Consider the following 24365-nt stretch of genomic DNA (forward strand, 5'->3'; position numbering starts at 1 on the left):
CGCCGTGTGCCGGAATGTCAGCCAAAGACGCGGCGCAGGATCGATGTGGTCCGGTTGACGGGATCGCTGCGGATCGCCCGCTCCTCCTCGCCGACATAGTGGAACACACCGGCCATGGCACGGCGCGAGGCGTCGTCAGTCACCTGGTCGCGCAGGGACCGGCCGTCCGACCGGCTGCGCATCAACCGACCCAGAAAGCCGCCCTGATTGCCCAGTCTTTCCTCGATCGGCAGCAGCGTCCGATAGGCCCCGGACGCCTCGAGCGTGTCGGCCATGCGGGGGCGGATGAGAGAGTAAAGCGCGTCCGATGTCCGGCGTTCCAGATAGTCGGTGGCCGAGCGGTCACCGCCGCGGACAATCCCGATCGCATCGTCCAGTGTAATCGAGCGGACCGCATCGACGAAAATCGTCTGTACCGCCGGCATGGCGGCTTCGGCTGCGCGATTGAGCTGGCGCTCAAGATCATCGAGCTCTCGCGACAGCCCGACCCGGCGCAACATCCGCTGAACATCGCGAACCCGTGATGGCAGCGGAATGCGCACTTGCGGGTCGCCGAAGAATCCGTCGGTCCGGCCCAGTCTCGACGTTGCGAGACGCGCCGCCTGGCTCAGCGCCGCCCGGACGCCCTCGCCGGCCTGGCGTTCATTCAGCCGGAATTGCCTCGCCAGAGCGGGCGACGGAGCCAATAGGAGGAGTGAGCCAAGGCCCAGGACAAGGGAACGACGGTGCATGTGAATCTCCTGACAAGGCGAAGGAGTGTTGCACATGGATGCGCGAGCGAACACTTTGTCGGCGAGGGGGAACTGAACATCGCTGCATCCCCGCGACAAACATGGTCCGGATCGCTAGTCTGCGCGCCATATTCCAAGGGGGAACACAATGTCAGCACCGAGAACCGACCGTCTGGTCTCGATCGACGCACTGCGCGGCATCGCCGTGCTGGGCATCCTGATGATGAATGTACAGGGCTTCGCGATGACGCCCTTCGCATACGACAATCCAACCATGCAGATGGACCTGACCGGCGCCAACATGGATGTCTGGGCCTTTGCCCACACCTTCTTCGCCTTCAAGTTCATCACCATCTTCTCGACCTTGTTCGGCGCCGGCATCATCCTGATGGCGGGCGATGGCGAGGACACCGGCAAGCATTACCCGCGCATGCTGTGGCTGCTCGCGATCGGGGCGGTGCACGCCTACCTGCTGTGGTGGGGCGATATCCTGGTCCATTACGCCCTGCTCGGCATGCTGGCCGTGAAGGCCCGCCGCATGTCAGCGACCAAGCTGACCTGGTACGGCCTCGGGCTTATCGTCCTCTCGGCGCCTTTGATGGTCGGTGGCAACTATCTCGGCGCCATGTTCGCGACGCCGGAGTCCGCTGCCCAGGAAGCCGAAATGATGGCCGGCCTGATGGACGGCATGATCAGTGCCTATCAGACCGGCTATATTGATCGCCTGCCCTGGAATGCCGGATTTGCCGTCTTCGGCCAGATCTTCAGCATCATCGGGCTGGGTCCGCGCACCATGGGTCTGATGTTCATCGGCATGGCCCTGTTCAAGAGCGGCTTCCTGTCTGCCAGCTGGGGCTATGTCCGCTACGGCGTGCTGGCCGCGGTCTCCCTGGCTGCCGGCTGGTGGCTCTGCCACACCTCGACCGTCCTGATGGTGGACGGCGAGTTCAGCGCGCAGGCCATGGCCGATGGCAATGCGCTGATGTATGTCGGCAGCCTCACCCTGGCCTTCGGTTATGCCTCGACCGTGATGCTGATCGCCAAGATCGGGATCTTCAGCCTGATCGTGAAACTGTTCGCGGCGACCGGCCGGATGGCCTTCACCAACTATCTGACCCAGACGCTGATCATGACCTTCATCTTCGTCGGCACGCCAGGCCTTGGCCTGTTCGGCACCGTCGAACGGGTCGATCAGTTCAACATGGTCCTGATGGTCTGGGCGGTGCAGCTGGTCTGGTCGCCGATCTGGCTCCACTTCTTCCGCTTCGGCCCGCTGGAATGGCTGTGGCGCTCACTCACCTATGGTGGGTTCCAGCCGCTGCTGAAAGGCAAGCCTGTCGAGGCGGCGGGGTAAACCTCGCGCACTTCAGCCCTGTCAGCCCTGATGGACGCCCCGCTCAATAGGGGCGTTCATCAGGCAGGAGCTCCCGGGCCTTGGCCAGGTCTCCGACCTCGACATGAGAGTAGATCGTCGCCGCCAAACTCGTGACATCAGTGATCCGGATGATCCATTCATCCACATAGCGGCGCACGGCTTCGCCACACAATCCAATCTGGATCGCCCTGTGGGCGAGAGGCTGGTGGTGAAGGTCGCGCTCCGGATCCCACTGGATTCTAACGGGTGAAGCCGCCTTCAGCCTGGCCCAATCCTCCGGACTCATCGACGGGTCCGGGTGGCTGGGACAGCTATGCTCCAACGCCCACCCAAACCCTTCCCGACTGATGTCGATGGCGAGAATTCGATTCTGACCGGCATCCTTGAAGCCCCAACCGGCGCGATACATCATCCACAGGAAAGAGGGCTTGATCCAGGTCATCCGATCCATCTTGAAGGGCGGTGAGACAAATGTCCCCGCAGCCAAAGCCGCGTCGGCGATCGTGTCACTGTAAGCTTGGTATACCCGGATTGTCTGCTCGTCATGGACGGCGCGAATCTGCTTCTCGGGAATGTCATTCATCGGACGACAAGCGAACCTCTCTGGGCGCGGGTCCGGAGCGGGATACTCATCACGCTATCACATGAATGGCCGGGAAGGCACGGGGCGATGGCAAGGTGACAGCCTGCCACCGCCGCACTAGCGTCCACTTGAAAGACGTTGAAAAAGGGTTGGCCAATGAGAGTGTTTGTACTTGCGCTGTGCGCATTCCTGATCCTGCCGCACGCAGCCGAAGCGTTCCAGGACGAGATCGTGGTAACCGGATCGCGGATCGCCCGCCCGGAAGCGCGGCGCAACCGCGAAGCCCAGACTGTCCCCCATGTCCATGTCGTTCGCCGGGCCGACAATTTCCTCGTCACGGTCGAAATCCTGTCCGACACGCGCGAGCAGGACCCGCGCCGCGAAGAAGTTCGGGCAACCCTGCAAGCCATGCTCGAACAGGCCGAGCGGTCACCGGGCATCACGGTCTCGATGATGGGCGACGGTTTGGTCGATCTCGACCCCGACATGATCGGACAAGTTGCCATCACCGAGCATCCGCGCCGCGAAGATGTGTCCACGGTCACGCTTTATCTGAAGACACCGGTCGGCGAGTCGGACGACTTCGACGATGCCGACAATCGCGTCGCGGCCTTTGTCGAAAGCCTGCAAGGCACTGGACGCGCCAGTGTCCACCCTTCGCCATCCTACAGCCTGACCCTGACTGGCGGCGCCGACCAGTATCGCAATGATGTGGTGCGCGCGATCGCCAATGATGTCCGCTTCCTGCGCACGACCTTCGGCAGTGACTATGAAATCAATGTCGCGACCAACCTGCAGGAACGCGTCCGCCTGACCCAGACCGGCCCGCTGGAACTGTCAATCTTCCTGCCCTATACGGCCGCGATCATGCTGAAACAGGACGATTGAGGCGCGGCGTCCAGACCTCCAGCAGGTGACGGACAAAAGCCCGGCGCACGGGTGACTCGGTCCGGGAACCGGGCCAGACCGCGTGCAGGTCGATGGGGGGCACCTGCCAGCCTGGAGCCGCTTCAACAAGTGCGCCGGATGCCAAATGGGCGGCGACCAGATGGGTTGGCGGGGTCGCCAGGCCCATCCCGGCCAGGGCCAGCTCGATCATCGCGTCGATACTGCCGACCTCGGCCGCCGTCGCGGTCGGCAGTTCCACTGTCTCCCCATCCGGCGACAGAAGGGGACGGCGCGCCGACATGCTCGCCAAGCGGACCCAGGGCCGCCGGGCCATACCATCTGCGTCAGGGCTTGTTGCATCTGCCTGCAAGAGCTGCGGTGCACAGACCAGACTTCGTTCGATCTGGCCGATCCGCCGGATCTTCATGGCGCTATCGGCGAATTGTCCGGCGCGGATGGCCAGATCGAAGCGACCGGCGATCAGATCAGCCGCCACGTCCGAGACGTCGAGCCGAATGGTGATGTCGCGATGGGTCCGCGTGAAGGCCGCGACCGCCTCGCCGAAACCGGCACCGATCACCGCCGAGGTACAGGTGACCGAGAGCTGGCCGCGCAGCACGCCGGTGCGCGACCCCGCCAGCTGGATCGCTCCGTCGGCGGCTGCGAGCATTGCCTCGGCCTGCTGCCCCAGCGCTTCACCCAGCGGGGTCGGTGACAGACGTCGGGTCGAACGGTTCAGGAGCGGCGCGCCAACCGCCGCCTCCAGCGCGCTGACATGATAGCTGACCGTCGAGGGCGCCATGCCCAGCTGGTCGGCAGCGGCGCGAAACGAACCGGTCCGCAGCACCATGCCAAAGGTGGCGAGGGATTTGAGATGCTCAAGCATTCATCAGATTTTTCGCACAATGAAATTCAATTGAACAGACTAATCAATTATCCAGGCAACGGCTACCTCCTCGAAAAAGGAGACTGCAATGGGAAACCTGCTGGCCATGAGCGCGTTTGCGCTGACCATGTCGATCTCGCCGGGACCGGTGAACATGATGACGCTGTCCGCCGGACTGCATCACGGGCCGGTGCGCGCCCTGCCCTTTGTGGTTGGCTCGACCGCCGGTTTTACAGCCTTGCTCGTGAGTGTGGGGCTCGCCGCCAATCTGGTGGCGACGCTGGGCAGCTACTGGATGCAGGCCCTTTCGGTGATCGGCGCCGCCGTCATCATCTGGTTCGGTATCAGGATCGCCCTCGCGCCAACCGGTCTTGCGGAAACCGACAAGCCGGACATTCCCCGGGCCTGGCAGGGCGCCCTGATGCAATGGGTCAACCCCAAGGCCTGGGCGGCCTGCCTGGCCGCGGTCTCGCTGTTTGAGCTGGCTGGGCCCAGCCGCGAACTGGCCGTTTTCGCCAGCTTGTACTTCGCGCTTTGCCTGATCGGGGTCGGCAGCTGGGCGGTGCTCGGCGGCAGCATCCGCCGCTTCCTGGCCAACCCTGTCCGCATGCGCATCTTCAACATCGCGGTCGGTGGAACCTTGGTGGTGTTGGCGCTGGGCCTGGCGGTGGATAGCCTGGTCTGACGTCGCCCGCGATCGCGCACGTTTTCCCAATACATTCTGAACGTGAGCGCGCGACGCGCAGACTGGTCCATACAGCCCTTGTCAGCCAGCAGGCCGTATCCGGTTTTCCAGCTCAAGGGTAAACCGCGAAGCGGCCGCCATGCGGCCCTTGACCTGGAAAACCGGATGCGGCGACATCTCGGCAAGGAGTGTATGGGTGGGTGTGCGCAAATGCGCGGCAGGGTCATGGAATAGTGCGAGTTGCACCTTCCACCTCGGCGTCGGCATGGAAATAATTGGCGGCTGCCGCCTTGTATTCCAGCACAAATTGGCAATCTTTGTCAGATTATGCCATGCTTTCGGAGGACTGGAGCTGCCGATGGCCACGATGAACATCTCCTTGCCCGACGCCATGAAGCTCTGGGTCGAAGCCCAGAGCGCTGACGGTCGCTACAGCAATGCCAGCGATTATGTGCGCGACCTGATCCGGCGCGACCAGGACCGGCGCATCCGCATCGCCCATATGCAAGGCCTGGTCGACGAGGCGAGCGAGAGCGGCGTCACCGAGCGCAGCATGGCGGACATCCGGGCCGCGGCCCGATCGCAGCTACGCGTCGCGGAAGACTAAGGCTGTCGATGGACTATGCGATCAGCCGGGCTGCGGAAGCCGACCTGATCGCGCTCTATCGGGAGGGGGCGGACCGCTTTGGCCCCGACCAGGCGGATCGCTATCATGCCAGCCTGCAAACCGCGTTCGAGTTTCTAGCCCGGCATCCGCAAGCTGCCCGGGAGCGCTCCGAGATATCGCCCCCTGTTCGCTGCCATCCGCACGGTTCCCACCTTATCCTCTACCGCGCCGACACAGCCGGCCAAGTTCTCATCCTGAGGGTGCGCCATGGCCGGGAGGACTGGGAAAGCGAAGACGGCTAGGGAACAGGCATAATTGGCGACGCGTTAATTGCACCTGTCGCAGATTCCCGCCGCTAAACCTTCCGCCGAAACCGCGTCAGTCCCACCGCCGCCGCGTCCGCATAGGCATCGACCTTGCGTGTCGTGACCTGGGCGGCGGAGACGACGGCGGGTTCAAGGGCGATATCCAGGACCGTCCCGCACAGGGTTTCCTGGAGGTCGAACTGGCGGGTTTCCAGTGCCTTGATGCCGTGCAGGATATAGTCGTAGTCGACCACGGTGGCGATATCATCCGACCCGCACCATTCCTTGGACACCAGGGTGATGACGTCGATCAGGACGCGTTGTTTGACGCCGCGCTCATAATCATGGATGCCGATCTCGACATCCAGCTTCACGCCTTCCAGCCGGTAGATGAAGACATCCTCGCCGGAGGCGCTGGCGAGGGCGTTCTCGATCACATTGTCCAGTCTCATGAGGCGTCGTCCTGCGGCGGATTGGCAGCATACATGACATCGCGATTGCGGGCATCGAGATGCTGGCCACCATCAATAGTGATGGTCTCACCCGTCATCGAGGGCGTCGCAAGGATGAAGCGCACCGCACGGATGATGTCGTCAGACGTCGAGCCGCCGCGCATCGGGTTCATCGAATGGGCGCGCTGGAACTCGTCCGCCGACTGACCGCCCGATGGCAGGGTGATGCCCGGCGCGATCGCATTGACCCGCACCGTTGGCGCCAGCGCCATGGCCATGGTCGTGGTGGCCCCAAGGAGTGCGTATTTGGACAGGGTGTAGGCAAAGAAATCCGGATTGAGGTTGAACAGTTTCTGGTCGAGCAGATTGATCACACAGCCGGAGGCCCGCCCGGTGTGCCCTGTCGCCATCGCCTTGGCCAGCAGGACTGGCGCGGCCGTATTGATGCGCCAGTGATCCTCCAGCGATTGCGGGGTGACGTCTTCCGGCCGGTCCATCTCGAAGATCGAGGCGGAGTTGATCAACACGTCGACACGCCCCACATCCGCCAGGAAAGCTTCGACAGCACCGGTATCGGCGAGGTCAAACTGAACGGCCCGGGCCGAGCCTCCTGCCGCAACGATGTCAGCAGCAACGGCCTGTGCGTCGCCCGCCGAAGCATTGTAATGAACGACCACATGCCAGCCATCCGCACCCAGGGCGCTGGCGATTTTGGCACCCAGGCGCTTGCCGCCGCCGGTTACGAGCGCAATCCTGTCCGACATGTCTTCGCAAACTCCTCAATCCGGTGAGATAGATGACGCTTCCGCCGCGCCGGCGCAATCTCTGGCGGGTGCGAAACTCATCGCCGACTACGTTCGCAACCTGCCGCCCAAGCCGGGCGTCTATCGCATGTTCGGCGAGGATGGCGCGGTCCTGTATGTCGGCAAGGCCCGAAACCTGAAGAACCGGGTCTCCAACTATGCCAATGGGCGCGGCCATTCCAACCGCATCGCCCTGATGATCGGCCTGACCCGCAAGATGGAGTTCGTAGTCACCCAGACCGAGACCGAAGCCCTGCTGCTGGAAGCCAATCTCATCAAGTCTCTGAAGCCGCGCTTCAACATCCTTCTGCGCGACGACAAGAGCTTCCCCTATATCCTGATCCGCAAGGACCACCCCGCCGCCCAGCTGACCAAGCATCGCGGCGCGCGCAAGGCCAAAGGCGATTATTTCGGTCCCTTCGCCTCGGTCGGAGCGGTCAACCAGACTCTCAACACGCTGCAAAAGGCCTTCCTGGTCCGCACCTGCAGCGACAGCGTTTATGAGGGCCGCTCACGCGCCTGCATGCTGCACCAGATCAAGCGCTGCGCCGGCCCCTGTGTCGATCTGATCGAGCCCGCCGCCTATGACGAGCTGGTCGGCCAGGCCACCGATTTCCTGCGCGGACGCTCCAATGCCCTGCGCGAAGACCTGCAGACCCGCATGGCACAAGCGTCCGAAGCGATGGACTTCGAGACCGCCGCCAAACTGCGCGATCGCATCCGCGCCATTGCTGCGGTCACCACCGACCAGGGCATCAATCCGGAGGGCGTCGAGGAGGCCGACGTCGTCGCTGTGCACACCGATGGCGGCAAGTCCTGCGTCCAGGTCTTCTTCTTCCGGGCCGGCCAGAACTGGGGCAACCAGTCCTTCTTCCCGCGCCATGACATGGAGGCCGAACCGGCCGAGGTCCTCGCCGCCTTCATCGCCCAATTCTATGACGACAAGCCGGCGCCGGCGCTGATCCTGCTATCGCACGAGATCGAGGAAGCCGAGCTGCTGGGCGAAGCGCTGAGCCTTCGTACCGAACGCAAGGTCTCCCTGCACACGCCGCAACGCGGCGAAAAGCGCAAGCTGGTCGAGCGCACCCTGACCAATGCCCGCGAAGCCCTCGCCCGGCGGATGGCCGAAAGCGCCTCGCAGACCCAGCTTCTGAAAGGCGTGCAGCGAGTCTTTGACCTGCCTGACCTGCCCCAGCGGATCGAGGTCTATGACAACTCGCACATCCAGGGCACCAACGCGCTCGGCGCGATGATTGTCGCCGGGCCCGAGGGCTTCGAGAAGAACCATTATCGTCGCTTCAACATGAAGGGCGATGACGCCGCTACCAATGATGATTTCGCGATGATGAAGGCGATGCTCAAGCGTCGTTTCTCGCGCCTGCTGAAAGAGCGCGATGACGGCGCCCCGGTGCCCGATCTGGTGCTGATCGATGGCGGCAAGGGGCAATTGTCCTCCGTGATGGAGATCGCCGAGGAGCTGGGCATTAGCGACGAGACCGGCATCACCATCGCCGCCATCGCCAAGGGGCCGGAACGCGATGCCGGCCGGGAAGCCTTCTACCTGCCCGGCAAGCCGCCCTTCAAACTGCCGATGAAGGACCCGGTGCTCTACTATCTCCAGCGCCTGCGCGACGAGGCCCACCGCTTCGCCATTGGCGGCCACCGGGCCAAGCGCAAGAAGCAGATGACCGACAATCCGCTCGACGGGATTGACGGGATCGGTCCGTCACGAAAGAAGGCGCTGCTGGCCCATTTCGGCTCGGCCAAGGCCGTGCGCAATGCGGCGCTGGCCGACCTCGAAGCGGTTGACGGCATCTCCAAAGCCATGGCCAAAAAGATCCATGACTGGTTCCAGAAATGACGAAACACCCACGATGAACACCACGACGAACACCTCGATGAACACGCCGATGAACACCGGCTTTGCCGTCTTCCGTCTCGTCCTGTGCCTGACCGGCCCTGTCGCTATCTGGCTGTCCTGGCGCTGGACCAGCACGGCTGACGGACTCGCCCCTTTTGATGGCTTTGTAACCGCATCGCGTGCTCTCGCCGGCTTTGGCGCGACGGCCTTTGTGGTTGCCAGTGTGATCGCCCTGATGCGGATCAGCGGCGACAGGCTTGTCTCCCGCCTCGCCCGTGCGGCCCATTCCAGCAGCTGGCTGGTCCTCTACCTCCTCATTATCGGCCCGAGCGCCTATCTGATCGCACCCGTGCTCGCGATCATGGCGACGCTTGTGCACGACCTCCTGCGCCCCTCGACCGGTGACGCCCTGTCAGCCAGCGCGCGCCCGATGGCGCTGATCGGGCAGGCCCTCGCCCTGACCGCCAGCGGCCTGCCCTTGCTGGCGGCTCCCTTGGGCTGGATCAGCAGCGACATCGCACTCTACGCCTGGATATCACTCCTGTGGCTCGCCGCCGCCTTCACACTGCATCGCTTTTTGCCGCGCTCCATGCAGGGCCAAGGATAGGCCGGGATTGGGAGTGGCGGGACCCGCTGCGCCCTGTATGATCCGCCCATCTGATCCAGCCGCCCTGAACCCGCAGAGCCGAGACGCCCTTGCCCCCTCACCTTCCGGACGATCCGACCGCATCGCCCCTGGCCGGCATCCGCGCCCTGCTGTTCGATCTCGACGGCACCGTGACCCGCGATGGGCGCCTGCCGGCAGCCAGCCTCGCAGCCCTGGAGGCCCTTCGCCAAGGCGGCGTTCTGACCATCGCCGTCACCGGACGACCGGCCGGCTGGTGCGACCTGATTGCCCGTTGGTGGCCGGTCGATGCGGTCGTCGGCGAGAATGGCGCACTGACCCTGATGCTGCAGCCTGACGGGTCCATGCAGCGCGACGACGTCGCCGCTGTCGGTCCCGACGACCGGGCCCGTCTGGAACACCTGATGCAATCCGCCTGCGACGCCGTGTCGGGCACCGCCCCGGCCCAGGACAATGACTGGCGCTGCTGCGATGTCGCACTCGACTTCGCCGAAGCCGTGCCCCCGCTTGCGCTGGCCGAGGCCGAACGGGCGGCGGCGATATTCCGCGAGGGCGGCGCCACGGCCAAGATCAGCTCGATCCATGTCAATGCCTGGTTCGGTGACCACAACAAGCGCAGCACCAGCGTCCGCCTGCTCGAACAAGCCTTCGGGCTGGCCCCGGCGGCCCAACGTGACCAGGTCGTTTTCGTCGGCGACTCGCCCAATGACGAACCCATGTTCGCGCACTTCCCACTCAGTGTCGGTGTCGCCGGCCTGGCCCGCTTCGCTGACCAGGTCACCCATTGGCCGAGCTGGCTGACAAAGGCCGATGAGGCGGACGGTTTCCTCGAACTGGTGGCGGCCATCCGCGCCGCAAAGGGAGGCGCATGATGCGCGATCTGATGACCCTGCCCAATGCGCTCACGGCGCTGCGTGTCCTGCTGGTCCCGGCCCTTTTTCTGGCCCTCGGGCAAGGCGGCACAACGGCGCTGGCCTTTGCCCTGGCGATCGCCATCCTGGCCGAGGTGACCGATCTCGCTGATGGCTGGGTCGCCCGCACCTTCAACATGCAGTCGGAATTCGGCGCCGCCTTCGATCCGCTCGCCGACAGCCTCTATCGCAGCGGCGCCTTCCTGGCCTTGGCTGCGGCCGGGCTGATCCCGGTCTGGGCAGTGCTGATCTTTGTCTGGCGGGACGTTGTGGTGGCCTATGTCCGGATCGGCCTGACCAAGTCTGGCCGCAGTGTTGGTGCGCGCCTGTCGGGCAAGCTGAAAGCCATCGTCCAGGGCGTGGCGATCATCGCCCTCATCCTGGCAGCCCTGCTGACCGGAAACGCGGAAAGCACGATGTTGACACGGTCGGCCGACACCCTCTTCTGGCTGGCGGCACTGGTCACGGTCTGGTCGGGCATGGACTATGTCCTGGCCCTGCGCCCGGCCTCCGACAAAGCGCCTTGAGCCTGCCTGCGCAGCGGTTCATGATCACGGCTCGCAATCCGGCAGGACTTCATGGCCCAGACGCACGGTGATGACGCGCATATTCTCGTCGTCGATGATGACGACCGCATCCGCAACCTGCTCAAGCGTTTCCTGCAGGAACGTGGCTTTCGGGTTTCCACCGCGCCCAATGCCGACAAGGCCCTGTCGACCCTGAACTCCCTCGCCTTCGACCTTCTGGTTCTGGACGTGATGATGCCGGGCATGAACGGGTTCGAGTTGACCGAAGCCGTCCGCAAGCGCGGCGAGACACCGATCCTCCTGCTGACCGCCCGCGGCGATGCCGAAGACCGGATCAAGGGCCTGTCCCTGGGTGCGGATGACTATCTGCCCAAGCCTTTCGAGCCGGAAGAACTGGTGCTGCGCATCAATGCCATCCTGCGCCGCGCCAAACCGGCCCAAGCCGCCATCCAGCGCGTCATCTTCGGTCCGTGGAGCTTTGACATTGCCCGCGAGAGCCTGGCCAGGGACGGCGAACCGGTCCGCCTCACAGGTGGCGAAGCCGCTTTGTTGGGCGCCCTCGCGGCGTCTGCCGGCCAAACTGTCTCGCGCCTGACCCTGTCGGAACGGACCGGTGGCGGCGAACGGGCGGTCGATGTCCAGGTCACGCGCCTTCGCCGCAAGCTGGAGAGCGACCCCAAGGAACCAATGCACCTGCAAACAGTCCGCGGCGAAGGCTATCGCCTGCTGGCTGATCCCGTGTTCGAGGACTGACCCGCCGTGTCTGTTTTCAAACGCTTTTTGCCCAAGGGCCTGTTCGCGCGGACGCTGCTGATCATCGTCCTGCCGGTCGGCCTGATGCAGGTCGCCGTCGCCTGGTCCTTCTTCGAGGAACACTGGGAGACAGTGACCAGCCGCCTCTCAGAAGGGGTCGCCGGCGAGATCGCCATGGCAACCCAGCTCTACGAGCAGGAAGGCGGCGAGACCCCGGCCTTCCAGCGTCATATCGAGGCAGCACTGGGCACCACCCGCCTGTCGATCGATTTCCGGCCCGACGACACCCTGCCGACCTCGCGGCGCTCCTCCTTCTTCCGCACGCTCGACATCACCTTGCGTGAGGCCTTGTCACAGCAGCTCGACAACCCGGTCTGGTTCGATACCACGCGCTATCCCAGCTATGTCGATGTACGGGTGCAGGTCGAAGGTGGCGTGTTGCGCTTCATCACCCCGCGCGACCGGGTGTTTGCCACGACCGGCCATATCTTCCTGTTGTGGATCATCGGCGCGACGACGCTGCTGACAGCCGTCTCGGTCGTCTTCATCCGCAACCAGGTCAAACCGATCCGCCGCCTCGCCGACGCCGCCGAGCAATTCGGCCGAGGTCAGGATGTTGCCCATTTCCGTCCTGCCGGGGCCACCGAGGTGCGCCAGGCCGCCCATGCCTTCCTGGAAATGCGCGCCCGCCTCAAACGCCATCTCGAACAGCGTACCGCGCTTCTGGCCGGGGTCAGCCATGACCTGCGCACCCCGCTGACCCGTCTCAAGCTGCAGCTCGCCCTGATGCCGCAGACCGACGAGACCGCCGATGCGCGGCGTGATCTCGACGAGATGGAAGCCATGCTGGACGAGTATCTCGACTTTGCCCGCGGCGATGGCAGCGAGGAAACCCAGCGCATCGACCTGATCGGGCTGACCCGCGACGTGGTCGAGGATGCCCGCCGTCATGGCGGCGATATCCGGTTCGCGACAGAAGGCGAACTCGATGCCGAATTGCGCCCCGGCGCCATCCGCCGGGCGATCGCCAACCTGATCAGCAATGCCACCAGCTTTGGCGAAGTGGTCGCGGTCGCGGTTGAGCCCAATGGCACGCGGATCGAGATTCGGGTCGAGGATGACGGCCCCGGCATCCCGGAAGACCAGTATGACGAGGCCCTCAAGCCCTTCAACCGCCTCGATGAAAGCCGCAACCAGAACCGCAAGGGCGTCGGCCTCGGCCTCGCCCTCGCCCGCGACGTCGCCCGCGGCCATGGCGGGGATATCAAGCTGGGGAAATCAGAGCTGGGTGGCTTGCTGGCGGTGATCAGCCTGCCGCAATAGGTGCCTTCCAGCTATCATCTACACCCCTGGTCGGACCGACCGTGAACTTGCCCGCACCGACGCATTGGCATATATTGCCAATACTTGGAGATACCCAAAAATGGCCACCAAGAACGTCGTTTTGACTGACTCGCAAACTGATCTTGTCGACCGCCTCGTCGCGACCGGGCGCTACCAGAATGCCTCTGAAGCACTCCGCGCCGGCTTGCGGCTGCTGGAAAGAGAGGAAGTCGAACTCAGTGAGATCCGCCAGCGCCTACAACGCGGCCTCGACCAGTATCGAGCGGGTGAGTTCGCAGAGGGTTCGGGAGAAGATGCCATTCGCCGGGCTTTTGCCGCTGCCCGGGATTGAAACATGAGCCGCGACTGGCGCCTCACTCCAGTGGCCGAGCAATCACTTCGCGAAATTGCTCGATGGACCATCGAGACATTCGGTCAAAATCAAGCGACTGCATACATGAGTGACCTGATTGCTCGGTGCTCGGAGCTGGCCAATGGCCAGGCATCCGAGCAGAGGTGCAACCAACTCGTGGACTCCGCCATGCCGGAAGACATGTGCTTTTCGCGTTGCGGCCAACATTTCATTGTTTTCATTCGCGAAAATGATCTCGTCACAATAATCGAGATTTTGCATGCCCGTTCGAATCTACCCGCCAGGTTGAATAACCTTGCCGGAAAATGACCAGACAAATGTCGGCAATTCCCTAGCGCTTGCCCGGGTCCTGGCCCATCTGGCGTGAGCGGCGCTCGGCGGCCGCCACAGCCTGACGCACCAGCTCCGGCAGACCGCCCCCGGCACCCATCAACACGTCGACGGCCGCCTGGGTGGTGCCATTCGGGGAGGTCACCGCACGGCGCAATTCCTGCGGTGACTTGCCGGACTTGGCCAGCAGCGCCCCGGCGCCGATGATGGTTTCACGGGCCAGCTTGTCGGCCAGATCGCGCGGCAGGCCTTCAGCGAAAGCCGCACCAGCGAGGGCTTCGGCGAGCAGGAAGACATAGGCCGGCCCCGATCCGGAGACCGCGGTGACGGCGCCGATCATGCGCTCGTCAGCCACCCATTCGACCGTCCCAGCCCCCTTGAGGAGGCGGGTGACGGATTTTTCCAACGCTTCGCCGGCATCATTGGCGACACAGACCGTCATACCGGCACCCACGGCCGCGGCCGTATTGGGCATGGCGCGGATCAGGGCGCGCTCGCCCAGGGCCATGGTCATCCGGTTGAGGGTGACACCCGCCATCACCGAGATCACGCCGGTCTCCGCCGGGAGCAGATCGGCAATGGCGGCTGCGGCCGGTTCGAAGGCCTGTGGCTTGAGGGCGAACACCGCCAGTTCCAGACCGGCCGCCGCCTGGGCAGTCAGCTCGGGCAGGACCGTGACGCCACCCTTGGCACCAAGATCCTGCACGGCTTCACCAGGATGCGGATCTATGATGAGCAAGTCTTCCGCAGTGACGGGGCCACGCTTGGTGCGCAACCAGCCGGCCGCAAGGGCGCCGCCCATATTGCCGCCGCCAATGAGTGCAATCCGAAAGTTTTGTGCCATGGCCGGGGTCAGGCCTCGCCAGCTGTTTCGAACATGGCTGCGGCGGCAGCTTCTTCGACACCCTTGCCGCCCCAGATCAGGAAATGGAAGGCCGGGTAGAAACGCTCACCCGCCTCACGGGCGGCCGAGATCATCGCTGCGGCCTGCGACGGAGAAACGGCTTCGCCATTGGGCAGCGACAGGGCGTGGCGATAGACGATCGAGCCGTCCTCGGCCCAGATGTCGAAATGGCCCATCCAGAGCTTCTCATTGAGGCGCACCACCAGCTGACAGACATCGCCGAGGCGGTTGGTGGGGGCCTTCAGGTCGAGGCTGCCGCAAATGTGCAGCGCTTCCAGTTCCGGACGCCAGGCGAACCAGATCTGGTGGTCGCGCCACTCACCGCTGGCGGTCAGGTGGATTTCACCATTCTCGTCACGGTCATAGGGGTATTGTTCGCCGATCACCGCCTGTTCGACCGCGTCGAGCGGGTCGGTCACAGTCGGTGAGAATTCGTCTGACAGCAGGTCCATCGAAGTGGCTCCTTCGTCTGCGCGGCGACTCACACCGTGCAATCACGGTATGTCTGCGCCGCGGCAGGCGCAATAAAAAGCGCGTTGTGCGCGTGATTTCGGGATCAGGCCTTGCTGGTCTTGGCCTTGCTGGCCGGGGCTTTCGCCCGGCTCGTCGTTTTCGGCTTGGCCGCGGCGGCTTTTTCCAGCGCGTCGAGGCGCTTTGTCAGCGCGGCAACCTCGTCCTGCGAGGCATCAAGCGCTGCTTTGACGGCGTCGAACTCCTCACGCGTGACCAGATCCATTTCAGCGACCATGCGGTCAGCGCGGGCACGGAACACCGTGCGCGCCTCTTCGCCCATCGCCTGTGCCGCGCCAAAGGCGTCGGTCATCAGATCAGCAAAATCATTCAGAAGCGGGTTGCGCGTTTGCATCAAAGAAAGCCATTAGTGGGTTCAACATCGCCTATATGCGGCTCTGGCCCGAAAAGCGCAACGCGCTGTTCCGTCACAGCTGCACCTCGCCGAGCCAGGAACCGAGTATATCATGGAATACTGCCCGCCAAGCTTTGACCTGATCGACCCCGTCCTGTTCTCGATCGGACCCGACGGTTTCGACTTCGGCAGCCAGGAGCGGGTCTGGTTCGCCCTGCGCTGGTATGCGCTGGCCTATATCGCCGGTCTGATGCTGGGCTGGCGCTACATGGTCTCGCTGTCGCGGCGCCCCGGATTGTGGGCTCCCGCCGGTACCAAGAAGCCGAAAGCGCCCTTCACCGAGCCGCAGGTCGATGATCTCCTGATCTGGGCGACCCTCGGCGTGATCGGCGGCGGCCGGCTGGGCTTTGTCCTCTTCTACATGCCGGACATGATCTGGGAGCGGCCGCTGGATATCGTGCTAGGCATTACCGATGGCGGCATGTCCTTCCATGGTGGCCTGATCGGCGTGTCGCTGGCGCTGTGGTGGTTTGCCCGCGGTCAGAAGCTGGACCTGATGCGGATCGGCGATGCTGCCGCGGTGGTCACGCCGATCGGCCTGTTCTTCGGCCGGCTGGCCAACTTCATCAATGGCGAACTGTGGGGACGTCCGACGGATGTGCCCTGGGCCATGCGCTTCGCCCATGATCCGGAGTGCGCCCTGCGCCATCCCAGCCAGCTCTACGAAGCCGCGCTGGAGGGCGTCGCCCTGTTCGCCATCATCAACATTGCGACCTGGAAGTTCCGCTCGCTGGAGAAACCGGGTCTCAATGCCGGTCTCTTCCTCTTGTTCTACGGCCTGTTCCGCACCTCGCTGGAAACCGTGCGCGAGCCGGACCTCTACATGCCGGAAGCCCTGCGCGGCTACATCACCATGGGCATGCTGCTGTCGATCCCGATGATCCTGGCCGGCGCCTGGCTGATCCATCGCGCCCTCAAGACGGACACGCCTGCCAAACCATGATTGCCGACACGCTTCGCGACCGTATCCGTTCGGGCGGGCCGATCTCGATCGCCGCCTTCATGACCGAAGCCCTGTTCGATCCGCGTCACGGTTTCTATGCCACCAAGGACCCGATCGGGGCCGGGGCGGACTTCATCACTGCGCCGGAGATCAGCCAGATGTTCGGCGAGCTGATTGGCCTGGTCGCTGCCCAGACCTGGCTCGACATGGGCCGCCCGGACGGTTTCAAGCTGATCGAGATGGGCCCGGGCCGCGGCACCATGATGAGCGACGCGCTGCGTGCCGCCCGCACGGTCCCCGGCTTCATGGATGCCACCGAAATAGTGCTGATCGAAGCCAGCGCCGCCCTCAAGGCGGTGCAGGCGCAGACGCTGGGCCCCAGCGGTGCGCAAATTCGCTGGATCGACCGGCTCGACGCGGTCGCACCCGGCCCGTCCTTCATTGTCGGCAATGAATTCCTCGACTGTCTGCCGGTGCGCCAGGCCCTGCGCCACAAGGGCGAGTGGCACGAGCGGCTGGTTGGGCTGGCGCCAACGGACAAGAGCGCAGGCAAGAGCGCGGGAGAGAGCGAATTCGTCTTCGTGCTCGGCCCACCGCTGGGACAGGACGCAGATCTGGTTCCGGCCCGCCTGCAGGATGCCGACGACGGCGCGCTGGTCGAGCTGCGACCGGGGGACCGGCAAGTGGTCGACCAGCTGGCGGAGCGCTTCTCGGACCAGCCCGGGCGCGCCCTTTTCATCGACTATGGTCCCGCGACCAGCGAGATCGGCGACACGCTGCAGGCGATCCGCGCTCATAAGAAACAACCGCCGCTGCAAGAACCCGGCACCGCCGACCTGACCGCTCGTGTGGACTTCGAATCCCTAATACAGGCAGGACGTTCGGCAGGGCTGACATCGCATGGACCGCAAACCCAGGGCCGGTGGCTGACCGAGTTGGGTCTGGAGGCCCGCGCCGCCGTCCTGAGTCAGTCCCAACCCGGCAAGCGTTCCGAAATCGCGAGGCAAATCTGGCGCTTGACCGATACCGAGCAGATGGGCGAACTGTTCAAGCTTGTCTGCCTGGACAGTGCCGATTTGCCACCACCGCCAGGTTTTTCCGCAGGCTGATCATTTCGGCTTCATTCACCGGCGGCCCGGTGCTAAGCAGCCCGCGTTTCCAAAGACGCGTTTCCAACGACTCGGGGGTCGAAACGATGAAGCTGATGTCGGGCACCGCCAATCCGGACCTGTCCCGGTCCATCGCTGACTATCTCGACGCGCCGCTGACGGCCAGTCACATCGAACGATTCGCCGATGGCGAGATCTTCGTCCGGATCGACGAGAATGTGCGCGGCGAGGATGTCTTCGTTCTGCAATCGACCTCGCGTCCCGCCAACGATCACCTGATGGAACTCCTGATCTGCATCGACGCGCTGGTCCGCGCCAGCGCGCGGCGGATCACCGCGGTCATCCCCTATTTCGGCTATGCCCGGCAGGACCGCAAAACCGGGGGCCGCACCCCGATCTCCGCCAAGCTGGTGGCCAACCTGATTGCCAAGGCCGGCGCCGACCGCGTCCTGACCGTCGACCTGCACGCCGGCCAGATCCAGGGCTTCTTCGACATTCCGACCGACAACCTCTTCGCCACCAAGGTGATGGAGGCGGATATCCGTCGCCATTACGAGACCGACAATTTGCTGATCGTGTCACCCGATGTCGGCGGTGTGGTGCGGGCCCGCGCGCTGGCCAAACTGCTCGATGCCGAGATCGCCATTGTCGACAAGCGGCGGCCGAAGGCGGGCGTCGCCGAGGTGATGAACATCATCGGTGAAGTCGAAGGCCGGCGCTGCATCCTGTTTGACGACATGTGCGACAGTGGCGGCACGCTGGTGAACGCCGCCGACGCCTTGCTGGAAAAAGGCGCCGTCGAGGTGTCCGCCTACGTTACCCACGGCGTGCTGTCCAAGGACGCCCAGGGTCGGGTCGACAAGTCGCGGCTGCGCGAACTGGTGGTCACCGACTCGATCGTGCCGCCGCCGGGCTCGACCGAAACCCCGAAAGTCCGCCGCCTGTCAGTGGCGCCTCTGCTCGGCGAAGCGATTCGTCGGATCGCCAATGACGAGTCGGTGTCGAAACTGTTCGACTAGACCGAGACAGATTGACACCAACACGTCTGCCGTGTTGGCCTTCCCGTCTGAACTTGGGGGAAAACATGCGTCTTGTCGGTGTCCTTGTTGTCGGTCTGTGCGCGTCTGCCTGCGCCAGCCAGGAGCTGGTCCATTTCGGCGGAACCCTCAATCCGGCCGAACCGCCTGGTGAAACCGTGCGCTGTTACGGCGCCCGAGAGCACATGACCATTATCGACAGACCGGCTCCGGATTTCCCCGAAGAACTCGCCTACTTCATGTATATCAGCCAGAGCCCGGCTCCGCGCGAAATTCTGATGCGTTTCGATATCGATGCCGACGGGACCACAAAAAACATCCGCTATGGCGGTGATGTCGCCGATCTGGATCACGGCGCGACGCGCGACGCAGTCTCGCCGGCAGCGAGGGCAATCGCGACCTGGCGCTATGCCTGGAATGAAACCGCCCCGGCCCGATATGCGGCGGGATGCGAGACCCGCTTCGACTTTGCGATGCGTGGCTGAGCAAGACAGGGCTGCCAATCGCTGACTCTTCCCGTGCAGTGCTGTTGCGTGGGGCGTTTCTATCGGCTATAGCCCGCCGCTCGAAATAACACTGTAGGCATGACGCCTGGATAGATCGCCGCCCGCACTCAATCTGCTGGAGGCGGCGTTTGCATTTAAGGATCTGGACCGATGAGCTCCAACATCGTTCTCACCGTTGACGTTCGTGAAGGCACCGGCAAGGGCGCGGCTCGCGCTGCCCGTCGGGAAGACCTCGTCCCGGGCATCGTTTATGGCGGCAAGCTGGACCCGGTTTCGGTCACCCTGCGCGGCAATGAAATCCGCAAGGCTCTGCTGGGCGGTCACTTCCTGTCCAACATGATCGAGATCGATCACAAGGGTAAGCGCCAGACGGTCATCGCCCGGGACATCCAGTTCCACCCGGTGTCCGACAAGGCCATGCATATCGACCTGTATCGCGTCGACGAAGACACCAAGATCAACGTCAACGTGACCGTGAACTTCGTCAATGAAGACGCCTGCCCGGCCCTGAAGCGCGGCGGCGTACTCAACATCGTGCGTCACGATGTCGAGCTGCTTTGCCCGGCCGGCTCCATTCCGGAATCGGTCGAAGCCGACCTGACCGGCCTGGACATTGGCGATTCGCTGCACATCTCGGCAATCAAGCTGCCGAAGGGCGTGGTCCCGACCATCACCGACCGTGACTTCACCGTCGCGACCCTGCAGGGCTCGCGCGCAGTTCTCACGGACGCTGAAGAAGAGACGGATGAGACCCCGGAAGAGCCGGAAGCCATCCGCCAGAAGGGCGACGAGGAATAGTCCTCACCGCCTTTCAGCACTGGTATTGAGATCAGCGAGGCCACACCATGGCTTCGCTGATTTCGTATCCGGCCAAAGTTTGAGATGGCCGTGTTTGGGAAAGCCCGCGTGATGAAAATCCTGGCCGGCCTTGGCAATTACGAAGCGAAATACCTGCGCAACCGGCACAATGTCGGCTTCATGGCGCTGGACATCATCGCCCATGCCTGGAGCGCCGGTCCCTGGCGCAAACGCTTCCAGGGCCTGGCCAGTGAGGTCACCATCGGCTCCAACAAGCTGCTCCTGCTCAAGCCGACCACCTTCTACAACAATGCCGGCCATTCGGTCGGGGCCGCGGCCGCCTTCTACCGGGTCAAGCCACAGGACATCATCGTCTTCCATGACGAGCTCGACCTGGCGCCGGGCAAGTTCCGTATGAAAATGGGTGGCGGCGCGGCCGGAAATAACGGCATCAAGTCGATCACCAGCCAGCTCGGCCCGGACTTCCGCCGCGCCCGCATCGGCATCGGCCATCCCGGAGACCGCAATCGCGTCACCGGCTATGTCCTGTCCGACTTCGCCAAGGCTGAGGAAGACTGGCTGATCGACCTGCTCGACGCCATCGCCGGCAGCCTCGACCTGCTGGCGGCCGATGATTACGACGCCTTCCAGACGCGCGTGACTCACAAGGCGCCCGCGCCGGAAGTGGTGAAGCGGGGTCCGCCGGAGGATTGAGCCAGAGTCCCGACATTTGTCATCCCTGATGGACGCCTCGCGAAGGCGGGGCGAAAGTCAGGGACCTAGCTGGTAGCGACCACATGGGTCCCTGTCCTGCGTCCGGCCTTCGCCGGACATCCGACAGGGATGACAAGATGACCCCGGCCCACTGACACGACGGTCGACCCCGCGCGGCATTCTTCTTATAACGCGCGCTCGAACCATTGAGGATATTTCGCCATGGGTTTCAAATGCGGCATCGTTGGCCTGCCGAATGTTGGCAAGTCCACCCTGTTCAACGCCCTGACCCAGACGGCAGCGGCGCAGGCGGCAAATTATCCCTTCTGCACGATCGAGCCGAATGTCGGTGATGTCGCCGTGCCCGAGCCGCGCCTGGCCAAGCTGGCCGAGGTCGCCGGATCCAAGGAAATACTGCCGGCGCGGATGAATTTCGTCGACATTGCCGGCCTCGTCGAGGGCGCATCAAAGGGTGAAGGCCTGGGCAACCAGTTCCTCGCCACCATCCGCGAGACCGACGCCATCGCCTATGTGCTGCGCTGTTTCGACGATGACGACATCACCCATGTGAACAACAGGATCGACCCGCTCGCCGACCTCGAAACCGTCGAGACCGAGCTGATGCTGGCCGATCTGGAAAGCCTGGAAAAGCGCAAGTCCGGCCTCGAGAAGAAAGCCAAGTCCGGCGACAAGGAGGCCAAGGCCACCCTCGTCCTGATCGACATTGCCCTGGCCCAGCTCAATGACGGCAAGCCGGCCCGCTTTGCCGATGTGCCCAAGGATGACCGCAAGGCCTGGCGCAACCTGCAGCTCCTGACCACCAAGCCGGTCCTGTTCATCGCCAATGTCGATGAGGCCAGCGCCGGCACCGGCAATGCCTATTCCGAGATCGTGATGAAGCGGGCCGAGGAAGAAGGCGCCGAGGCCGTCGTCATCTCGGCCAAGATCGAGAGCGAGCTGGCCCTCCTGGAAAACGAGGAGCGCGACGAATACATGGAAGCGATCGGCCTGGAAGAACCCGGCCTCGACCGTCTTATCCACACCGGCTACTCGCTGCTCGGCCTGCAGACCTATTTCACTGCCGGCCCGAAAGAAGCCCGTGCCTGGACGATTCGCGAAGGCTGGACCGCGCCGCAAGCCGCCGGCGTCATCCATGGTGATTTCGAAAAGGGCTTCATCCGCGCCGAAACCATCGCCTTCGATGATTATGTCACCTGCGGCGGCGAAGCGCCGGCCAAGGAAGCGGGCAAGATGCGCGCGGAAGGCAAGGACTACATCGTCAAGGATGGCGATGTGCTGCACTTCCGCTTCAACGTCTAGGGAGCTGTGAGCCTTTCCTCCCCATTCCATGGGGAGGTGGATCGCCCGTCAGGGCGAGACGGAGGGGCCGCCGCAGGCGGAGTTCCACGCTCATCCTCGCTGCGCTCGGCCCCATCGACCCGAGGCTGCGCCTCGGCCCACTTCCCCACGACGTGGGGAAGAAAAGAACTGCCCCCTGCGCCAGCGCGCCGCATTGCGGCACGGGCCGCACCGTCCTACATCGCCGACATGTCTTCACCGATCCAAGTCCGCGTCACACAAGCCCGCCAGGCCGCCCGCACCGAAGCGGCGGAGATGGGGATTACGCAGGATCTCATCTGCGACCTTGTCGAGACCTTCTACGGGCATATCCGCGAGGACGAGATGCTCGGTCCGGTCTTCGCTCGTGCGATTCCCGGTGAGTGGGGTCCGCATCTGGCCACGATGAAGTCCTTCTGGTCGGCGATCATCTTCCATGATGGCGGCTATGCCGGACGGCCGATGCCGGCGCATGTGAAGCTGAAATCCCAGATCTCGCCGGCGCATTTCGAGCGTTGGCTGGGCCTGTTCGCGGCGACCCTCGACGAGATCGGTGCGACACCGGCGGCCAAGGCCGTCTTCCTCGAGCGCGCCAACCGGATCGCGGCCAGCTTCCAGGCCCACCTCTTCTACGATCCGTACGAAAACACCTGACAGCCGTTTCAACTTCGGGGTTGAATTTTACTCGCTCAGGTCGCATCTGATCGACTTGGTATGGACCCATGCCAGATCTCCGGAGCCGTTCATGACCCAGCCCCAAAACGCGACCGGCACAACCATGCCGGTCTCGATCACGGAACTCGTTGCGCTGCTGGTCGCCATGACGGCGGTCGTCGCTCTGGCTATCGACATGATGTTGCCGGCGCTGGACGACATCGCCGGTGATCTGGGCGTGCGGTCGGAGAATGACCAGCAATTCGTGATCGGCGTCTATCTGACCGGCTTCGGCTTTGCCCAGCTGTTTTACGGCCCGCTGTCAGACCGGTTCGGCCGCAAGATCGTCATCCAGTGCGCGCTGGCCTTCTTCATTCTCACCAGCCTTGTCTGCACCCTGACCCCGACCTTCGACATGCTGCTGGTCGCCCGCTTCTTCCAGGGCGCCGCCGCTGCCGCCTGCCGGGTGATCGCAACGGCGATCGCGCGCGACCTGACATCGGGCCGGCGCATGGCCGAAATCATGTCGATGGTGATGACCGCCTTCATGGCGGTGCCGGTCCTGGCCCCGATGTTGGGGCAGGCAATCCTGACCTTTGCTCCCTGGCGCTGGATCTTCGCCTTCCTGGTTCTGTTCAGCTTCGGCCTGATGGTCTGGTTGCAGGTCCGCCTGCCGGAAACCCTGCACCCGCAATTTCGCGTCCCCTTGCGCGTCAAACCGCTACTGGCGGCGTTCAGGGAGACGTTCAGCCACCGTTTGATGCTGGGTTATACCCTGGCCGGCGCGCCCTTCTTCGGCGGGCTGTATGGCTTTCTGGGCAGTTCCCAGCAGATCTTCGTCGGCCATTTCGGCCTTTCCGACGACGCATTCCCCTTTGCCTTTGCCGCCATCGCCGGCGGGATCGGCCTGTCCAGTTATGCCAATTCGCGGCTGGTGATGCGGCTGGGCCAGCGACGCCTGTCGCACGGGGCACTGATCGCCTTCACCGTGATCTCGGCCATTCATGCCGTGGTGCTTGCGACCGGGGTCGACAACTTCATCCTCTTCCTGGTCCTGCTCTCGGCCGCCATGGCCTTCCTCGGCCTGATTGCCGCGAATTTCTCGGCACTGGCGCTCGAGCCGGTCGGCCACATCGCGGGGACTGCCTCGGCGGTCTATGGCTTCGTTACCGGCGTTGTTGGCGCAGCCATCGGCGCCTATGTCGGCCAGCTCTATGACGGCACCGCCACCCCGCTGATCGTCAGCCAGGCCCTGATGGCCGGCACTGCCCTGGCCATCGTGTTCTGGACCGAGCGCGGCAAGCTGTTCCAGACCGGCGAGGACTAGGGGACGGGCAGTGCTACGCTCGTCCACGCACCACCTTTGTCATCCCTGATGGACGCCCTGCGAAGGCAGGGCGAAAGTCAGGGACCTATATG

31 protein-coding genes are annotated in these 24365 nt (G+C 63.9%); 22 read left to right on the plus strand and 9 right to left on the minus strand.

The window, feature by feature from the left end; translation table 11 throughout:
• Positions 1-17: 17 nt before the first annotated feature.
• Positions 18-731: a DUF4197 domain-containing protein gene (locus ACN0X9_RS05135; protein WP_417486542.1), complete on the minus strand. Its 714-nt coding sequence runs from the start codon at positions 729-731 to the stop codon at positions 18-20.
• Between the two features lie 148 nt (positions 732-879).
• Between ACN0X9_RS05135 and ACN0X9_RS05140 the strand changes: the two genes are divergently transcribed.
• Positions 880-2085 carry a DUF418 domain-containing protein gene (locus tag ACN0X9_RS05140; RefSeq protein WP_417486543.1) on the plus strand — a complete coding sequence of 402 codons (1206 nt, stop codon included), beginning with the start codon at positions 880-882 and terminating at the stop codon, positions 2083-2085.
• Between the two features lie 43 nt (positions 2086-2128).
• Here the strand turns inward: ACN0X9_RS05140 and ACN0X9_RS05145 are convergent, their stop codons facing one another.
• A complete protein-coding gene (locus ACN0X9_RS05145; protein ID WP_417486544.1) occupies positions 2129-2689 on the minus strand; it encodes a DUF4291 domain-containing protein in 561 nt (186 codons plus the stop codon).
• 156 nt (positions 2690-2845) lie between these two features.
• Here ACN0X9_RS05145 and ACN0X9_RS05150 point away from each other — a divergent pair, with 156 nt between their 5' ends.
• The gene (locus ACN0X9_RS05150; protein ID WP_417486545.1) at positions 2846-3577 is read left to right on the plus strand and encodes a hypothetical protein; all 732 of its coding nucleotides are present in this window, start codon (positions 2846-2848) and stop codon (positions 3575-3577) included.
• Here the strand turns inward: ACN0X9_RS05150 and ACN0X9_RS05155 are convergent.
• On the minus strand, positions 3555-4463 hold the full coding sequence (locus tag ACN0X9_RS05155) for a LysR family transcriptional regulator (RefSeq protein ID WP_417486546.1): 909 nt from the start codon (positions 4461-4463) through the stop codon (positions 3555-3557). The genes ACN0X9_RS05150 and ACN0X9_RS05155 overlap by 23 nt on opposite strands.
• A gap of 88 nt (positions 4464-4551) precedes the next feature.
• Between ACN0X9_RS05155 and ACN0X9_RS05160 the strand changes: the two genes are divergently transcribed.
• Entirely contained in the window at positions 4552-5148 is a 597-nt protein-coding gene (locus ACN0X9_RS05160; protein ID WP_417486547.1) for a LysE family translocator, read from the plus strand.
• Positions 5149-5229: 81 nt separating this feature from the next.
• Here the strand turns inward: ACN0X9_RS05160 and ACN0X9_RS05165 are convergent, their stop codons facing one another.
• On the minus strand, positions 5230-5523 hold the full coding sequence (locus ACN0X9_RS05165; protein WP_417486548.1) for a hypothetical protein: 294 nt from the start codon (positions 5521-5523) through the stop codon (positions 5230-5232).
• Here ACN0X9_RS05165 and ACN0X9_RS05170 point away from each other — a divergent pair.
• On the plus strand, positions 5507-5755 hold the full coding sequence (locus tag ACN0X9_RS05170; protein WP_417486549.1) for a type II toxin-antitoxin system ParD family antitoxin: 249 nt from the start codon (positions 5507-5509) through the stop codon (positions 5753-5755). The genes ACN0X9_RS05165 and ACN0X9_RS05170 overlap by 17 nt on opposite strands.
• A gap of 8 nt (positions 5756-5763) precedes the next feature.
• Positions 5764-6057 carry a type II toxin-antitoxin system RelE/ParE family toxin gene (locus ACN0X9_RS05175; RefSeq protein WP_417486550.1) on the plus strand — a complete coding sequence of 98 codons (294 nt, stop codon included), beginning with the start codon at positions 5764-5766 and terminating at the stop codon, positions 6055-6057.
• 53 nt (positions 6058-6110) lie between these two features.
• Here the strand turns inward: ACN0X9_RS05175 and ACN0X9_RS05180 are convergent, their stop codons facing one another.
• Positions 6111-6512 (minus strand): dihydroneopterin aldolase, encoded by a 402-nt coding sequence (locus ACN0X9_RS05180; protein WP_417486551.1) that lies wholly within the window; start codon positions 6510-6512, stop codon positions 6111-6113.
• Entirely contained in the window at positions 6509-7276 is a 768-nt protein-coding gene (locus tag ACN0X9_RS05185; RefSeq protein WP_417486552.1) for an SDR family oxidoreductase, read from the minus strand. The genes ACN0X9_RS05180 and ACN0X9_RS05185 overlap by 4 nt, the downstream gene beginning before the upstream one ends.
• On the opposite strand from ACN0X9_RS05185, the gene uvrC reads away from it, so the two are divergent.
• The 8 genes from uvrC to ACN0X9_RS05225 all read left to right on the plus strand — a co-directional run bounded on the left by uvrC (position 7275) and on the right by ACN0X9_RS05225 (position 13997).
• On the plus strand, positions 7275-9176 hold the full coding sequence (gene uvrC, locus ACN0X9_RS05190) for an excinuclease ABC subunit UvrC (RefSeq protein ID WP_417486553.1): 1902 nt from the start codon (positions 7275-7277) through the stop codon (positions 9174-9176). The genes ACN0X9_RS05185 and uvrC overlap by 2 nt on opposite strands.
• Positions 9177-9189: 13 nt before the next feature.
• Positions 9190-9783, plus strand: a complete 594-nt coding sequence (locus ACN0X9_RS05195) for a hypothetical protein (RefSeq protein ID WP_417486554.1) — start codon at positions 9190-9192, stop codon at positions 9781-9783.
• Between the two features lie 89 nt (positions 9784-9872).
• The gene (locus tag ACN0X9_RS05200; RefSeq protein WP_417486555.1) at positions 9873-10673 is read left to right on the plus strand and encodes an HAD-IIB family hydrolase; all 801 of its coding nucleotides are present in this window, start codon (positions 9873-9875) and stop codon (positions 10671-10673) included.
• Positions 10670-11239, plus strand: coding sequence for a CDP-diacylglycerol--glycerol-3-phosphate 3-phosphatidyltransferase (gene pgsA, locus ACN0X9_RS05205; RefSeq protein WP_417486556.1), 570 nt, complete (start codon positions 10670-10672; stop codon positions 11237-11239). The genes ACN0X9_RS05200 and pgsA overlap by 4 nt, the downstream gene beginning before the upstream one ends.
• Positions 11240-11290: 51 nt before the next feature.
• On the plus strand, positions 11291-11992 hold the full coding sequence (locus tag ACN0X9_RS05210) for a response regulator (RefSeq protein ID WP_417486557.1): 702 nt from the start codon (positions 11291-11293) through the stop codon (positions 11990-11992).
• A 6-nt stretch (positions 11993-11998) separates the two neighbouring features.
• Positions 11999-13315, plus strand: coding sequence for an ATP-binding protein (locus ACN0X9_RS05215; RefSeq protein ID WP_417486558.1), 1317 nt, complete (start codon positions 11999-12001; stop codon positions 13313-13315).
• A 100-nt stretch (positions 13316-13415) separates the two neighbouring features.
• Complete coding sequence (locus ACN0X9_RS05220; RefSeq protein WP_417486559.1) at positions 13416-13667, plus strand: type II toxin-antitoxin system ParD family antitoxin; 252 nt, start codon at positions 13416-13418, stop codon at positions 13665-13667.
• A gap of 3 nt (positions 13668-13670) precedes the next feature.
• Positions 13671-13997 (plus strand): type II toxin-antitoxin system RelE/ParE family toxin, encoded by a 327-nt coding sequence (locus ACN0X9_RS05225; RefSeq protein ID WP_417486560.1) that lies wholly within the window; start codon positions 13671-13673, stop codon positions 13995-13997.
• Between the two features lie 22 nt (positions 13998-14019).
• Here ACN0X9_RS05225 and proC read toward each other — a convergent pair whose 3' ends face one another.
• The 3 genes from proC to ACN0X9_RS05240 all read right to left on the minus strand — a co-directional run bounded on the left by proC (position 14020) and on the right by ACN0X9_RS05240 (position 15787).
• On the minus strand, positions 14020-14862 hold the full coding sequence (gene proC, locus ACN0X9_RS05230) for a pyrroline-5-carboxylate reductase (RefSeq protein ID WP_417486561.1): 843 nt from the start codon (positions 14860-14862) through the stop codon (positions 14020-14022).
• Between the two features lie 8 nt (positions 14863-14870).
• Entirely contained in the window at positions 14871-15374 is a 504-nt protein-coding gene (locus ACN0X9_RS05235; protein ID WP_417486562.1) for a YbjN domain-containing protein, read from the minus strand.
• Positions 15375-15478: 104 nt separating this feature from the next.
• Positions 15479-15787, minus strand: a complete 309-nt coding sequence (locus tag ACN0X9_RS05240; RefSeq protein ID WP_417486563.1) for an accessory factor UbiK family protein — start codon at positions 15785-15787, stop codon at positions 15479-15481.
• Between the two features lie 112 nt (positions 15788-15899).
• Between ACN0X9_RS05240 and lgt the strand changes: the two genes are divergently transcribed.
• The 9 genes from lgt (at position 15900) to ACN0X9_RS05285 (ending at position 24273) form a co-directional block, all read left to right on the plus strand.
• A complete protein-coding gene (gene lgt, locus ACN0X9_RS05245; protein ID WP_417486564.1) occupies positions 15900-16790 on the plus strand; it encodes a prolipoprotein diacylglyceryl transferase in 891 nt (296 codons plus the stop codon).
• A complete protein-coding gene (locus ACN0X9_RS05250; protein WP_417486565.1) occupies positions 16787-17899 on the plus strand; it encodes a class I SAM-dependent methyltransferase in 1113 nt (370 codons plus the stop codon). Before lgt ends, ACN0X9_RS05250 begins: the two co-directional genes overlap by 4 nt.
• An 86-nt stretch (positions 17900-17985) precedes the next feature.
• The gene (locus tag ACN0X9_RS05255; protein WP_417486566.1) at positions 17986-18918 is read left to right on the plus strand and encodes a ribose-phosphate pyrophosphokinase; all 933 of its coding nucleotides are present in this window, start codon (positions 17986-17988) and stop codon (positions 18916-18918) included.
• A gap of 65 nt (positions 18919-18983) precedes the next feature.
• Positions 18984-19421, plus strand: a complete 438-nt coding sequence (locus tag ACN0X9_RS05260) for a hypothetical protein (RefSeq protein WP_417486567.1) — start codon at positions 18984-18986, stop codon at positions 19419-19421.
• 171 nt (positions 19422-19592) lie between these two features.
• A complete protein-coding gene (locus ACN0X9_RS05265) occupies positions 19593-20240 on the plus strand; it encodes a 50S ribosomal protein L25/general stress protein Ctc (protein WP_417486568.1) in 648 nt (215 codons plus the stop codon).
• Positions 20241-20351: 111 nt separating this feature from the next.
• Positions 20352-20954 carry an aminoacyl-tRNA hydrolase gene (gene pth, locus ACN0X9_RS05270; RefSeq protein ID WP_417486602.1) on the plus strand — a complete coding sequence of 201 codons (603 nt, stop codon included), beginning with the start codon at positions 20352-20354 and terminating at the stop codon, positions 20952-20954.
• A 222-nt stretch (positions 20955-21176) separates the two neighbouring features.
• Complete coding sequence (gene ychF, locus ACN0X9_RS05275; protein ID WP_417486569.1) at positions 21177-22274, plus strand: redox-regulated ATPase YchF; 1098 nt, start codon at positions 21177-21179, stop codon at positions 22272-22274.
• Between the two features lie 228 nt (positions 22275-22502).
• Positions 22503-22946, plus strand: coding sequence for a group III truncated hemoglobin (locus ACN0X9_RS05280; RefSeq protein ID WP_417486570.1), 444 nt, complete (start codon positions 22503-22505; stop codon positions 22944-22946).
• A 91-nt stretch (positions 22947-23037) separates the two neighbouring features.
• Complete coding sequence (locus ACN0X9_RS05285) at positions 23038-24273, plus strand: multidrug effflux MFS transporter (RefSeq protein ID WP_417486571.1); 1236 nt, start codon at positions 23038-23040, stop codon at positions 24271-24273.
• The last annotated feature ends 92 nt before the right edge of the window (positions 24274-24365 follow it).

Origin of the sequence: Maricaulis sp. (genome assembly GCF_048268525.1) — a bacterium.
Taxonomy (GTDB): Bacteria; Pseudomonadota; Alphaproteobacteria; order Caulobacterales; family Maricaulaceae; genus Maricaulis.

Coding starts and splice junctions, on each gene's coding strand:
- ACN0X9_RS05135 (WP_417486542.1), bottom strand. CDS start 731: ATGCACCGTCGTTCCCTTGTCCTGGGCCTTGGCTCACTCCTCCTATTG.
- ACN0X9_RS05140 (WP_417486543.1), top strand. CDS start 880: ATGTCAGCACCGAGAACCGACCGTCTGGTCTCGATCGACGCACTGCGC.
- ACN0X9_RS05145 (WP_417486544.1), bottom strand. CDS start 2,689: ATGAATGACATTCCCGAGAAGCAGATTCGCGCCGTCCATGACGAGCAG.
- ACN0X9_RS05150 (WP_417486545.1), top strand. CDS start 2,846: ATGAGAGTGTTTGTACTTGCGCTGTGCGCATTCCTGATCCTGCCGCAC.
- ACN0X9_RS05155 (WP_417486546.1), bottom strand. CDS start 4,463: ATGCTTGAGCATCTCAAATCCCTCGCCACCTTTGGCATGGTGCTGCGG.
- ACN0X9_RS05160 (WP_417486547.1), top strand. CDS start 4,552: ATGGGAAACCTGCTGGCCATGAGCGCGTTTGCGCTGACCATGTCGATC.
- ACN0X9_RS05170 (WP_417486549.1), top strand. CDS start 5,507: ATGGCCACGATGAACATCTCCTTGCCCGACGCCATGAAGCTCTGGGTC.
- ACN0X9_RS05165 (WP_417486548.1), bottom strand. CDS start 5,523: ATGTTCATCGTGGCCATCGGCAGCTCCAGTCCTCCGAAAGCATGGCAT.
- ACN0X9_RS05175 (WP_417486550.1), top strand. CDS start 5,764: ATGGACTATGCGATCAGCCGGGCTGCGGAAGCCGACCTGATCGCGCTC.
- ACN0X9_RS05180 (WP_417486551.1), bottom strand. CDS start 6,512: ATGAGACTGGACAATGTGATCGAGAACGCCCTCGCCAGCGCCTCCGGC.
- uvrC (WP_417486553.1), top strand. CDS start 7,275: ATGTCTTCGCAAACTCCTCAATCCGGTGAGATAGATGACGCTTCCGCC.
- ACN0X9_RS05185 (WP_417486552.1), bottom strand. CDS start 7,276: ATGTCGGACAGGATTGCGCTCGTAACCGGCGGCGGCAAGCGCCTGGGT.
- ACN0X9_RS05195 (WP_417486554.1), top strand. CDS start 9,190: ATGAACACCACGACGAACACCTCGATGAACACGCCGATGAACACCGGC.
- pgsA (WP_417486556.1), top strand. CDS start 10,670: ATGATGCGCGATCTGATGACCCTGCCCAATGCGCTCACGGCGCTGCGT.
- ACN0X9_RS05210 (WP_417486557.1), top strand. CDS start 11,291: ATGGCCCAGACGCACGGTGATGACGCGCATATTCTCGTCGTCGATGAT.
- ACN0X9_RS05220 (WP_417486559.1), top strand. CDS start 13,416: ATGGCCACCAAGAACGTCGTTTTGACTGACTCGCAAACTGATCTTGTC.
- ACN0X9_RS05225 (WP_417486560.1), top strand. CDS start 13,671: ATGAGCCGCGACTGGCGCCTCACTCCAGTGGCCGAGCAATCACTTCGC.
- proC (WP_417486561.1), bottom strand. CDS start 14,862: ATGGCACAAAACTTTCGGATTGCACTCATTGGCGGCGGCAATATGGGC.
- ACN0X9_RS05235 (WP_417486562.1), bottom strand. CDS start 15,374: ATGGACCTGCTGTCAGACGAATTCTCACCGACTGTGACCGACCCGCTC.
- ACN0X9_RS05240 (WP_417486563.1), bottom strand. CDS start 15,787: ATGCAAACGCGCAACCCGCTTCTGAATGATTTTGCTGATCTGATGACC.
- lgt (WP_417486564.1), top strand. CDS start 15,900: ATGGAATACTGCCCGCCAAGCTTTGACCTGATCGACCCCGTCCTGTTC.
- ACN0X9_RS05250 (WP_417486565.1), top strand. CDS start 16,787: ATGATTGCCGACACGCTTCGCGACCGTATCCGTTCGGGCGGGCCGATC.
- ACN0X9_RS05255 (WP_417486566.1), top strand. CDS start 17,986: ATGAAGCTGATGTCGGGCACCGCCAATCCGGACCTGTCCCGGTCCATC.
- ACN0X9_RS05260 (WP_417486567.1), top strand. CDS start 18,984: ATGCGTCTTGTCGGTGTCCTTGTTGTCGGTCTGTGCGCGTCTGCCTGC.
- ACN0X9_RS05265 (WP_417486568.1), top strand. CDS start 19,593: ATGAGCTCCAACATCGTTCTCACCGTTGACGTTCGTGAAGGCACCGGC.
- pth (WP_417486602.1), top strand. CDS start 20,352: ATGAAAATCCTGGCCGGCCTTGGCAATTACGAAGCGAAATACCTGCGC.
- ychF (WP_417486569.1), top strand. CDS start 21,177: ATGGGTTTCAAATGCGGCATCGTTGGCCTGCCGAATGTTGGCAAGTCC.
- ACN0X9_RS05280 (WP_417486570.1), top strand. CDS start 22,503: ATGTCTTCACCGATCCAAGTCCGCGTCACACAAGCCCGCCAGGCCGCC.
- ACN0X9_RS05285 (WP_417486571.1), top strand. CDS start 23,038: ATGACCCAGCCCCAAAACGCGACCGGCACAACCATGCCGGTCTCGATC.